Source organism: Chryseobacterium endophyticum (assembly GCF_056333165.1).
Window position 1 is genome coordinate 44,983 of sequence record NZ_JBWGXE010000006.1, and the last position, 13,588, is coordinate 58,570.

The window sequence follows — 13,588 nt, forward strand, 5'->3', positions numbered from 1 at the left end:
AAATGGTACATGAAGAAATAGGAATTGCTCCTTCACATATCCCCACCGTCGTCTCAGGAAAATATGAGATTAAGACCGGCCTGCACAATAACCTTACGCCTGTCCAGGATCAGGATGTTGTTTTTTATGTAGCCGGCTACACCCATACGATCCCTCAGAATGAAATACTGGCCGTGTATCCTCCGGTGCAACATACGGGCGATTTTGCCGGTACTTTTCCGCATATACAGTTCAGGCGGAGCACTTTGCCCTGGGAGTTCGACTGCCGGTCGGAAATGGAGCGGACGCCCTATATTTTCCTGGCTTTGCTCAAGGAAGATGAATTGGTTTCCGGAGCATTTGAAATCGTGGAAACCGATACGAATCAGTTAAGAGATTCATTAGAAGATGCCGGTGAACCTAAACCGTTGAAAATCCTGCATGCGCTGAAAGATAGCGAGGGAATTTTACCTTCTGTAAAGCTTTTACCGCAACTGGCACACGTCAGGGTTCAGGAGCATGATGAACTTAAAGATCTGAATCTTCCCAGAGAGACGAGCATCGTTATCGCCCAGCGGATGGTGGAACCTGAAACAAAATACAGGGCTCTGGTCTGTTATTATTCCGCGGAGGTTATTATTAAAGAAAAAGAACAGTATCAGCTTAACAATTCCGGAGGGAAAAACGAATATCTGGGTACCAATACCTGTGTGGTTTTGTCCGAATGGTCTTTCGAAAGCATCAGTGCCGATTTATACCAGATTGATACGGACAGACTGAAAAATCACCCGGATTTCATTACGTTTCAAAATGATCTGGAAAACTCAGAGGTTTTGACTTTGGAAGAATTGAAGACAAAGGCAAATCCTGAACTTCTTAAGCTGATCTCCATCAATGAGACCTATCTTAAAGATCGTGAGGAAAGATGGACGAAATTGCCGGAACCCAGGTCAGTTCATGATTTTGAGCGTACGGAAGAGACGCATTTTCAGGAAGAAAATAATTACATTCTTGAATATTTAAAATACAATGGTAAAAACTTAAAAGGGTATCTCTACGATCTAAAGCTTGAACCTTTTAAGACAAAAATAAGCATTCATAACAATGCCGTCAGTAAGTTAATTGATATCGCCAAAGTACCGCTCGAGCACCAGTTGAAAGCAGGCGGTAAAATAGTGTCATGGTATCAGGGACCCTTTACCAACTGGAACTACTCCTTCGATCTCCATGAGATGCTGAACGGTAAGGGATGGAAAGATATTCCCGATCATCAGGATTATCTGAACCTTTTTAATGACGATACGAAGATGTATGATATGACCTACCCGGCAGCCTGGCAGCTGGGACGGCTGATGATCATGAATGACCATAAAGTCCTCCAGGAGCTGAAAAAATGGAAGAATCAGCTGGAACTGCATCATCTGGTACAGGAACAAAACCGGTACAGCCATCTTCCGAACCTGACCACCCAGGCTCCTGATCTTCCGGATTTGCTGGCAGACTATGTGGCTGAAATGATGAAGTTCAGGAATTTTCCCGTTTATTATCTCCTTCCGCACACGGATTTAAGCACCGAAGAAAGCATTAAATATTTTAAAATTGACAATTTCTGGATTTTAGCTTTCCTGTATGGGATTTTCAGTGCCGGACCAAAGCTCGGCATCACCGATTTTGAAGACTATGTTTTAAACAATAAAACGCTTCATCAGGTATTCAATTATACGAAACCTTATTATGGAATTCTCGTGCAGTCCCAAGCCATTAAAAACTGGCCGCATCTCGTGGTGGAGTTAGACGGAAATACTGATTTCCATTGCATAACCCGTATCAATGATACCATGCGTCTGTACATCACCGGCCAGAAATTCTCCGATATCCGGATCTATCTCAAAAATGAAAATGCCCACTTCGGACAAGATTACAGTCCACAGGCCGGGAAATTCATTAAACCGGCCGGCGATAGTGTGAAATTGGCGAGTGAATATCTGTCCAGGCAGCCTAAAGCAGGATTGAAACTTAGCTGAAGACAGGTGAAAAAAAGGAATGTTTTGCCCCACTGAATTTGCATTTTGATTCAAACAGGGTTGTTTTGCCTTAATGTAATTTGTATTTTGTTTAAAACAGGGTTGTTTGTAATGTCTGTCAATTGCATTTTGATTCAAACAGGGTTGTTTGGCCTCAATATAATTTGCATTTTGTTTAAAACAGGGTTGTTTGTAATGTCTGTCAATTGCATTTTGATTCAAACAGGGTTGTTTGGCCTCAATGTAATTTGTATTTTGTTTAAAACAAGGTTGTTTGTAATGTCTGTCAATTTTATTTTAATTTCAAACAAATTTATCTGACAGTTAAAGGTTTAATAATGATTTTATAGCTCGGCATCATTCTAATTTGCTCCTCCGGAGCAAAAAAAATTACTTGTTCAATTTTTCAGCGTAAAAAAAGAGGCTGCCCAAACTTTTGGACAGCCTCTTTTCTATAAGCGTTTTACTGTTATTTTCTGATCACTTTCGAAGTTTGTACTTTATTTCCGCTTTCAACCTTCATAATATAGATTCCTTTTGATAATCCGGAAAAGTCTATGGCAGACTGGTTTTCATTTTGTAAAACCTGCTGGCCCACCATATTATGAACGGTGATTTTTTTAATTTTTTCACGTGATTTTATGTATACCAAACCGGTGGTAGGGTTAGGGTAAACCGCAATCTGCGAAACGGAAACCGAAGCCGTGGAAAGTACCTGATCTACAATTTCGGTATCCACCGTATTGGTTACGATCGGAGGATTGTAGTCGAAGAATATTTCAGCCTTATTGGTGAAAATATCTCCTACGACAACATTTGTTTTTGGTTTTATTTTATACGCAATATATCCGTGGGAATTTGGTTCGTCATCGCTTCCCGGAAGATAAATGGCATCAAAAACAAACTCCACATTATTGCCGTTGGTGATCACCGCCCTGTTCGGGTGGCTGTAGCCTTCCATAGTAAGGGTAGACCAGTCCAGCTGATCATCCAACACATTTTTTACGCGTACCCTTTGCGCATGATAATTTCCTGTATTCTGAAAACGGATGACATAATGCAGATAATCGTCTTTCTGGGCTAATGAAATCTGCGGGCCTTCCAGCACCTGAATGTCATTAGGGTCATAAGAACCGACAACGGTTTGCTTTAGGACAAAGCTGTTGTCTGCCGGGGTAATATCCTGAGGAACGCCTGCCGTTGCCGTAAACTCCAGCAGATCCCCGATATTGGTCACAGGCATCGTATTCATCAGGAATCTCGCTTCGATGGTCTTCGAATGGAAAGGTGATAAATCTACATAATTATAATTCAGGTTTCCTGCAGACTGGGAATCGGGTGCCGTGGTAGAGGACACAAAAGTCATTTTTGACTGATTAAAATTAAATACCAGCTGTCCGCTTACCTTTTGAGAACCTTTATTGGAAACAATGATCTTATACACCGTTTCAAAACCGGGCCTTGCAACCTCAAGAGGATATACCGAAACTTCCAGGTTTTTGAATACCGAATCGGGCAGAAGACAGAAGTCTGCATTCTGGGTTTCCCCAAGTGCCGTGAAATTCTGTACCTGATTCGCCGGTGACACCGTGTAGTCAGGCAGAGGAGATGATACCGACGTGGTAAACTGACTCTGGTTGGCCACCAGAGAATACGCTCCCGAATTATCCGTAAAAGTAGCGTAGGAATGCTGTGCGTTCTGTGTCTTCACCATAACCATGGAAGCGCCCGTATCCGTTGGGCTACATCCGTTATTGTCTTCATCAAAACGTACTTTTCCCGAAATTTTATTTTGATAGGAGGCTCCGGTCTCAAACCAGGTAATCATATTGGTTTCGTCGAAGTTCTCTCCCGAGTCGGATCCGGCCGCCAGATCCGGTTTTCCATCCCCATTGTAATCTGCGATGTTAAAAGCTTTTACCCGTCCGATATTATTGGCCATGAGTTGTGCCGGTACAAAATTTCCGGAACCGAGGTTTTTATGCCATCTCAGTTTTGGCTGCTGAAAAGAATTGGTGACGATATCTTTCACACCATCTCCGTCTATATCATAAGCCGTGATCGACCGTGGATGATTCGCATTTCCCTGAACTAATTTCCTGGTGTAGGTTCCGTTGCCATTATTCTGATACCAGCCCACCAAACTATCCGAGTAACTTACGAATAGAACATCCAGATCACCATCTCCGTCCATATCTTCAGCAGTGACATCTGAAGGATAATTCACCTGGTCTGCAATAATATGAGGTGCAGAGAAATTTCCTGATCCATCCGTGTTTTCATACCATTCTATATCATCACCCATATAGCTGGCCAGGATATCCATATTGCCATCCTGATTCATATCCACGGCCTTTAGTGACAGAATATACTTTGTAGAATTCGGAAAGAAAGTTACAGGAGCAGAAAAGACCCCCGAACCATTGTTAATAAGTTTTACCAGGCCTGTCTGGTAGAAGGCTGAAATTATATCATAATCTCCATCGTTGTCTATATCGGCAACGGCCAGTGCCAGCACGTCTTTGGGAAGGGCATTGGTCACAATCTGTTCGGTGAAATTTCCGGAACCGTCATTTTTAAATAATGAGATTCGGTAGTAGGTTATATTATTTAGTTCATATTGGTATTTTACGACAAAATCGTTATCCCCGTCATTATCTGCATCAAATAATTGGGCAAAAGCAGGGTATATGGTATTGTTGTTAATGACGATCTGTTGTTCACTGAAAGTACCGTGTCCGTCGGTATTCCGGTACCAGCTCATTTTATTGTCACTCCCCGACGAAGAAGATAAGAAATCAATGTCTCCATCTCCGTCGATGTCTCCACTGCATAAAGAATTAAGGCTATTAAGACCATAGGTAAGTACTTTTTGTGAGCCAAAGGTACCTGTGCCCGAATTCTGATACCAGGCAATCTTATTATCTATAGTAGATAAAGAGTACACATCCGTCTTACCGTCATTGTTGAAATCGGCAAAATTGAAATCGAGGATTCCTTTTGCATTATTCGTGATGATATTATCGGGACCGAATGTGCCGTTTCCTAAGTTTTTTCTCCATAAAACATTATTCAGCCAGAACACGCGGTGTACAATATCTTCCTTGCCGTCCATATCGATATCCGCCATCTTCATTCCATAGCGGTTTACATTATAGGCAAATTCATTCGGGCTTAAAACGGCATTTCCAATGATTATTTTTGGCGAAAAATTTCCCAGTCCGTCGGTATTCTTATACCAGTGGAATTGTACGGTGTTTCCGTTTTCATAGTTGAAAAGGATGTCCTGATCTCCGTCTCCATCAACATCTCCCACAGACATCTGGTTTCCCATAGCACTGCTTTCCACGACTTCTTTCAGCGTGAAAACCCCGTTGCCGTCATTCTTATACCATCTGATCATATAGCCGGCTTTGGTGGTAAGGTCCGGTATGTTATCACCATCGATATCTTTGAAAATAGCAATGGAAGGTCCGCCCGTCCCCGAATAAAAAATGGTAAATGATGTTGGAAAAGTTCCGTTTCCGCTGTTTTTTTGCCATCCGGCTCCTGATATAGTTTGCAGATAAATATCCAGAAAACCGTCAGCATCGATATCTACGATTTGAAAGCCTGAATAATTACCTGTATTTAACTGAACTGGGGCAGAGAATGTGCCCGTGTTTGCGCTTCCGGTCATCATGTAAATTCCGGTGGATGTTCTGAAAATGATGTCTTTAAAACCATCATAATTCATGTCGGCACTTGCTATTTCCAGAATTTCGGATGGATGCGTGTAAATAGGCTGTATGGGCGAAAAACTATTCTGCGCGGTAGAAATGTTTTTCAGCCAGAAGATCTTTCCGTAAGACACAGCCAGGATATCAGTTCTTGAATCATTGTCAAGATCCACATGAGTGGAAAGACGCACCCCGGTAGAATTGTAGGCATCATCAATAACGATGTTTTGTGGAAATGAGTTCTGAGCGTAAGTTAAGATTGAAAAAATTAAAAAATTTAAACAAAATAGATTTTTTATCATATAATATAAAGGTATTATTAGTTTTAAAGCACAAAAGTAATAAAAAATCAGCGTAAAAAATCAAAAGCCAGTAATGTTGTCAAGATCGGTCATCTTACATTGCATTCAAAAAAATAAAATTTCCATGCAACTTTTTTCATTTTTCGTTGTCTTAAACGTAAAGGATTTTATAGACAGGAAGCTTTTCAATCCGGATCAGGAAAATTCCGGTTATGAATTAAAAGAAAAGTGAAAACGGTTAAAAAATAAATACTTAAACAAGAAGAACATGAAAAAATTCCTTCAATTACTGTGTATTGTTATTATTGCTCTTATCCATGCACAGAATACGGCAACGCGATTTTTTTACGAACTGACCTACCGACCGAACAAAGATTCTGCAAAGCTGGAAAAAGAACTGATGGTCCTTGATATTGATAAGAATCAGTCGGTATACCAGTCCTACGAATTTATCAGAACGGATTCCCTGGCAAATATAATGGTGACCAAAATGATGAAAACAGGGTTAAGTAATGATTTCAGCATGATGGGGAAATCCGGAAACGCAAAGTTTATTCATCAGGTTGTCAAGAATTTTCCGGTGGAAGAAATTCTCTACAAAGAACAGATCTTTATGGATTATTATTCTTATCGGGAAAACCCCGGGCTGACCTGGCAGATCTCGGATCAAAAACAGAAAGTAGGGCCGTACAGCACGCAAAAGGCCACGACAGATTTTGGCGGAAGAAAATGGACGGCGTGGTTTTCTACAGAAATCCCTTTTCAGGATGGCCCTTATAAGTTCTACGGACTTCCGGGATTGATCGTTAAGATCGAAGACGAAGGAAAAAATTATTCCTGGGAACTGAAAGGCAATAAACAAATAGAAAATATTCAGCAAACCCTGTATATGGAAGATTTGATCAAGAAGACAGGACTTTCCAAGGGTACGGAAATTTCAAAAGAGAAGTTTCTGGAAAAATACGAGCAGTATAAAAAAGATCCTTTAGGAAGTATGAAGCAGATGTTTGGTCAGGTCTCATCAGACGGATTTTCACTTTCAAAAGAAATGAGACAGGCCGAAAAAAGCATGAAAGAGGAATTCAATAAAAATAATAACAGTATAGAGCTGCTATAAATAAGTTAAAAAAATACACATCAAATCCCGAAAGTCATGAAATGATGAAAGAAAGATTTATGTAAAGAATTACTGGCATAATTTTATCTTTTTAAAGTTTTTCACTGTATTTTAAATGAATGAACTTTACCAGGATGAATAAAATAAGAACTACCCTCAAGCGGGGAATTACCATTCCGAGTCTGATCTTTATCATTGGCGTATGTTTGGTTTCGGCAATGTATCCGGCTGTTACAGAGAAACTGCTGAACGTGGTCAAAAATTTCATCTTTGTCAATCTCAACTGGGTATATGTCTGGTCAGTGACCATATTTGTGATATTCCTGGTGTATATTATGGCCAGCAAATATGGAAATATCCGGCTGGGAAGTAATGATAGCAAACCGGTCTACAGCTTCTTTTCATGGCTGTCGATGCTTTTCGCGGCAGGAATGGGAATCGGGCTGATGTATTTCAGTGTTGCAGAACCGATGCAGCACTATTCGAACGAAATTTTTTCTTCCAAATCTCCCGTTCAAAGAGCTCAGAATGCACAGTTGTACACTTTTTTTCACTGGGGAATTCATGCGTGGGCGATCTACGGCGTTGTTGGGCTGGCACTTGCTTATTTTTCTTACCGTTACCGATTGCCTTTGTCCCTGCGCAGTTGCTTTTACCCATTGCTTAAGGACAAGATGAAGGGAAAATGGGGAAACCTTATTGATGTTTTTGCCCTTTGCAGCACCTTTTTCGGGATCACCACGACTTTAGGGTTTGGTGTGGTTCAGATCAACTCGGGTCTAGCAACATTGCATATTTTACCCGAAACGAGTTTCGTTTACCAGGTTATTATTGTAGGCGTTCTGGTTTCCCTGTCTATACTTTCCGCTGTGTCGGGATTGGATAAAGGCGTCAGGATTTTAAGTAATATTAATATCGTTGCAGCGGTGGTGCTCTTGCTTTTTGTGCTGATTCTGGGGCCTACCGTTTATCTCATCGGGAGCTTAACTGAGGGTATCGGAACATACATCAACAGTTTTTTCAGCCTGACGTTCAATACCCACGTTTATGAAGAAAATACCCAGCCCTGGTTTTATGACTGGACGATACTCTACTGGGCATGGTGGATCTCCTGGTCCCCGTATGTCGGGCTGTTCATTGCCAGAATTTCTAAAGGGAGGACGATAAGAGAGTTTATTGCTGCCGTGCTCATTTTACCTACGCTTTTTAATTTTATCTGGATGTCGGTTTTCGGAAATAGTGCCATCTGGTTTGATATGAATGCAGCCAATGGCTATTTAAGTAAAATGGCGGGTAATCCCGACGGCCTTATGTTCCAGTTCCTTGAATACCTCCCGCTGACAAAACTGATCAGTTACCTTGTCATCGCTATTATCGTCATCTTCTTTGTTACCTCGGCAGACAGCGGTATTTTTGTGATGAACAGCATTGCTACAAAAAACGCAAAGGTATCTCCGAAATGGCAGACCGTAGGCTGGGGAGTACTTCTGGCCGGCCTTGCCTTACTGCTGCTCAACGCCGGTGGTCTGGCTGCACTCCAGAGTATGACGCTCATCACCGCTTTACCTTTTTCAATCATTATGCTTTTGTTTATCGTAAGCCTCACGAAAGCGCTGGTGATCGATCAGGGATATTATGACAAAGACTTTTCAACGACGACCGTTCCATGGTCGGGTGATCACTGGAAAGAACGGTTGAAAAGGATCGTTTCATTCAATGATGCACAATCTACCGAACAGTACATCAGCACAACGGTACAGTCAGCATTTGAAGATCTGGTGGAAGAGTTTTCGTTAAATGGTATCGATGCCAGGATTAATGCACAGAATAGTCCGCAACAGATAGAAGTTGAAATCCGGTATGATATGATTAACAATTTTATATATGGGGTTAAAAAGGAATCCAAAATGGTTTCGGAGTATCTTTTAAGTGAAGAAAATCTACCCGATTCCGAAGATGAGCTGGTGTATTATCCAAAATCCTATTTCGGCGACGGCAGGGAAGGTTACGATGTAAAGCTATTTACAAAAAATGAGCTTATCTCGGATGTTCTGAAGCATTATGAACGTTTCGTCGATATCGTTTCCCAGGAAAAAAACAGCATGTTTATAAGCAGTGATTCCAATCACCGGTTTAAATAGATCTATGCAAAAAACTACTGAAAATGTTAAAAAGACAGATAGTTGATTTGAAAATTGCTCATATGAATAATCATTAATAATAGGATTTAGTTAAAATAATCCGTAAATATATGCATATTTGCCAGCTGTATGGTATTAAGTTTTAAAATATTTAAAATTATATGGTTATCGTATGATTTCGTATAAAATTTTAAAACAATTCCATATATTTATAACAGCTATAAAAGAAGATCATTTTTGTTAAGACTGAGCGAACCTTTAGCAGTGCTGTACAGAAGAAAAGGTGAAAAATTCTGTAACGGACTACCTTTATGTCCTTATTATTAAACTATTTTCAATGCCAAAGAAAAAAATTATAAGAAATCTTCAGATCGGGTTTATATTCTCTTTAGTACTGCTGATCGCAAGTTCTATTGCATCTTATGTGAGTATCCAGAAGCAGATGGACAACAGGGAAAGTCTTTTGAAAAGCAAAGAATCCATAAGCCTGGTGAAAGATGTTTTAAATGCCCTGCTCGATGCTGAAACGGGAAACCGTGGATATCAGCTTACCGGCCGGGAAAGTTTTCTGGAGCCGTTTAATAAAAGCCTGAAAAAATATTCCGAGCTTGTTTCCTTTAAAAACAGTCTGGATATTAAAGATCAACACCAGGTGAAACTCCTTGACGCGCTGATGTCTAACTCGAAAATGATGATGGAAGGCGATGTCCTGCTTATTGATAAACGTAGAAAAGGAATAGCAATGACTCCCGGAGAACTGATACAGAATAAAACCGATATGGACCGTTGTCGCGCACTGGTTCAGGAATTTGTAAAATACGAGGAGGATCAGCTTGAAATCAAAAATAAAGACCTGAATATATCTTCGAACCTGACTGTTTTATTCATCCTATTTTCTGCCCTGGCAGCCGTTGGGGTTACCATTTTTGTTTATATTCAGTTGAAATCTGACCTGCTTCGACGTGATAAGCTGGAAAAGGATCTTTTTTATACCACAGAAATCCTTGAGGAAACGAATACAGTGGCACAGGTGGGCGGCTGGGAAGTTAATCTTAAAACCGGAAATATTTTTTGGTCCGAGAGTACGAAAGATATTTATAAAATCGATGATGATTTTCAGCCCGATTTTGAAAATACCATCAGATTTTATCAGGAAAGCAGCAGGGAAAAAATAAAATACCTCTTTGACAAGGCTATAAAAAAGGGAATTCCGTTTGATGAAGAATTACAGCTTGTGCGGAATGATGGTGTTACGATCTGGGTCAGGGTGAAAGGGATACCCGAATTTGAAGATGAAGTCTGCACAAGGGTATTCGGAATTATCCAGGATATTGATGCTTTCAAAAGAATGTTTCTGGAAATAAGCCGGAAAGAAGCGATGATGCAGTCATTTGCGACGGATGTTCCCATTCCGCTGGCCATGTTTGATAAAGATCTTAACTATGTGGCGGTAAGCAGCAGATGGCGGAAAGAATTCAATATGGCAGATACAGACCTTATCGGAAACAATCTCTTCACCATTTCTCCCGACATTTCCCTGGAAAGAGAGGAGATCTATATCAACGCTCTTTCGGGGAAAACCTATATTAATGAAGACTTTGCATTAAAATTGAAGAATAGAGAAGAACTTCAACATTATGATTTAAAAGTAGGCCCCTGGTATCTGAATGAGGGTGAAGTGGGAGGTGTCATCGTTTCCATACAAAATATTACAGAAGCCTTAAAGGTGAATGAAGAACTGAAAAATGCCAAAAAAGCCGCAGATCTGGCAAATAAAGCAAAATCTGAATTTCTGGCCAATATGAGCCATGAGATCCGCACGCCTCTGAACGGAGTGATAGGATTTTCGGATCTTCTCCTAAAGACACCGCTTAACGAAACACAGAGCCAATATCTGAATTATATCAACGAATCCGGGGAAAACCTGCTCAGCATTATCAATGATATTCTGGATTTCTCTAAAATAGAATCCGGGAAAATGGAGCTTCTGATCGAAAAAAGCGATGTCTATGATATGGTAAGCCAGGTCATCAATGTTGTGCTCTACCAATCCCAGAAAAAGAATATTGAACTGCTCCTTAATATTGAACAAGGTTTACCGAATACCATTCTTACAGATGAAGCGAGATTAAAGCAGATTCTGATCAACCTGCTTGGGAATGCAGTAAAATTTACCGAAAAAGGAGAAATTGAGCTGAAAGTAGAAAAATTACGCATGGATGATAAAAAGATAGTTCTGCGTTTTTCGGTAAGGGACACGGGAATCGGTATTCCTGTCGAGAAACAGAAGTACATTTTCAAAGCTTTCACCCAGGAAAACAGTTCGATCAACAAAAGATATGGCGGCACCGGTCTGGGACTCACCATTTCAAACAATATCCTCAAATATATGGGAAGCCGTCTTTCCCTTACGAGCGTTCCGGAACAGGGATCCGTGTTCTTCTTTGATCTTGAATTGCCTTATGAAATTTCTGAACCCAGGGAATATCATGATCTGACCATCAAAAGAGCATTGGTTGTAGACGATAACGAAAGCAACAGGATCATTCTTGAACATATGCTGACCTATAAGAATATTGAATGCAGGCTTGCGGCCAACGGGATGGAGGCTTTAGAGATTCTTTTCAAGGGTGAGCGTTTCGATGTGATCCTGATGGATTACCATATGCCTGTCATGTCCGGGTTGGAAACGATCGATAAAATCGGCGAATTGTTTAATAAGCGAAAAGACGTTTCTCCCGTGATCATCCTTTCCTCTTCTTCGGAGGAAATGGAAGTGGTAACTTCAGTTCGCGAAATGGAAAATGCTTATTTACTGATAAAACCCATTAAATCGGATGATTTATATAAAACCTTACGAAGGGTTTCTGAGGCGAATCTTGTGGAAATTAGTCCGGAGCAGAATCAAAAAGAATCCCACTCATTTGTCGGGGAACCCGAAGTACTTCTGGTAGATGACAATCCCGTGAATATGATCCTGAATAACAGAATGATGAAATCACTGGTTCCCAACGTGCATCTGACTGAAACTGTAAATGGTCTGGAAGCCCTGGACGCGTGCCGGAAAAAGCAGTTTTCCATTATCCTCATGGATGTGCAGATGCCGGCGATGAATGGTATGGAGGCTACACAAAAAATACGGATGCTGCCGGGATATGAAAAAGTACCGATCATAGGCGTTACGGCCGGAAATGTGCTTGGAGAAAAAGAGAAATGTCTGGAAGCGGGAATGAATGACTTTCTTCCCAAACCTCTGAGACAGGCGGATCTCCTCGGGATACTTAAAAAATATATCAGTACAAGCTGACTTGCTGAAGGTTAAGTGGAAATAATATTTAATGATGTATTTACCGGTCAGCTGAACCAGGTACTATTTGGGAAATAATCAACAACATACTTTTCAATGAATAAAAAAGAGAAGGCTATTCCTTTGAATGCCATGACTGATCTTGACCGCATAGGTATTTCCATTGATAGAATTAGTTTTGAGAAAAGTGATTTCAAACACTCCCATCTTGACGAAGGGTATACTTTTCATATGGTAGAAAAAGGAACCGTTCATATAGAAATTGATTTCAACAGGTTTGAGATCCGGGCACCTTCTTTGGTGTACATGCATCCCAGTCAGGTGCACCGTATTTTGCACTTTGAGCATATTACGATCTGTTCTTTGTCTATAAAAGATGAAAGCCTCAATCCTGAATATCTTACATTACTCGATCAATTGGCACCCACGAAACCTTTATATTTAGAGGAAAAAACAAATTCTACATTTTTAGCCATCTTTGATCTTTGTCTTAATTTTTCAACTCAAAGCAACAACAAGCTGCATTATTCTCTCTTAAAAGATTCCTGCAATACCTTGGTTGCATTTATGATCTCGCAGTTTTTAGGCAAAGATAAAACTAAGGGTAATCTTTCGAGATTTGAAAGTATGGCAAAAGCATTTAAAGAATTACTGGGAAAGAACTACCGCATTTGTAAAAGCCCGGGCCGGTACGCTGAAAAGTTAAATATTTCAACGGCTTATCTCAATGAATGCATACATCATACAACAGGGTTTTCAGTCTCACAACATATCCGGGAGCGGATCATTTTGGAAGCAAAGCGCCTTTTGTATCATACCGACAAATCTGTCAAGGAAATATCTTTTGAATTGGGATACGACGATTATCCCTATTTTTCGAGAATATTTAAAAAATCAACAGGAATGTCTCCCTTGGCATTCCGAAACAAAAACCGCGATTAATCCAATCTTTACGGCGTTTCTTTATTTTTAATGTTTGTGTGGTTTACAAACTTTGCA

Annotated in this window: 6 protein-coding genes; 5 read left to right on the top strand and 1 reads right to left on the bottom strand. The window is 40.4% G+C overall.

The window, feature by feature from the left end; genetic code table 11:
- Positions 1-2: 2 nt before the first annotated feature.
- The gene (locus AC0N32_RS14235; RefSeq protein ID WP_476394520.1) at positions 3-2,003 is read left to right on the top strand and encodes a hypothetical protein; all 2,001 of its coding nucleotides are present in this window, start codon (positions 3-5) and stop codon (positions 2,001-2,003) included.
- Between the two features lie 469 nt (positions 2,004-2,472).
- Here AC0N32_RS14235 and AC0N32_RS14240 read toward each other — a convergent pair whose 3' ends face one another.
- Positions 2,473-6,024 carry a T9SS type A sorting domain-containing protein gene (locus AC0N32_RS14240; RefSeq protein WP_476394521.1) on the bottom strand — a complete coding sequence of 1,184 codons (3,552 nt, stop codon included), beginning with the start codon at positions 6,022-6,024 and terminating at the stop codon, positions 2,473-2,475.
- Positions 6,025-6,292: 268 nt separating this feature from the next.
- On the opposite strand from AC0N32_RS14240, the gene AC0N32_RS14245 reads away from it, so the two are divergent.
- From AC0N32_RS14245 to AC0N32_RS14260, 4 genes are all read left to right on the top strand, one after another.
- A complete protein-coding gene (locus AC0N32_RS14245; protein ID WP_476394522.1) occupies positions 6,293-7,141 on the top strand; it encodes a GLPGLI family protein in 849 nt (282 codons plus the stop codon).
- 134 nt (positions 7,142-7,275) lie between these two features.
- Complete coding sequence (locus AC0N32_RS14250) at positions 7,276-9,282, top strand: BCCT family transporter (protein ID WP_476394523.1); 2,007 nt, start codon at positions 7,276-7,278, stop codon at positions 9,280-9,282.
- 337 nt (positions 9,283-9,619) lie between these two features.
- Positions 9,620-12,589, top strand: coding sequence for a response regulator (locus AC0N32_RS14255; RefSeq protein ID WP_476394524.1), 2,970 nt, complete (start codon positions 9,620-9,622; stop codon positions 12,587-12,589).
- A 96-nt stretch (positions 12,590-12,685) separates the two neighbouring features.
- Complete coding sequence (locus AC0N32_RS14260; protein WP_476394525.1) at positions 12,686-13,531, top strand: helix-turn-helix domain-containing protein; 846 nt, start codon at positions 12,686-12,688, stop codon at positions 13,529-13,531.
- The last annotated feature ends 57 nt before the right edge of the window (positions 13,532-13,588 follow it).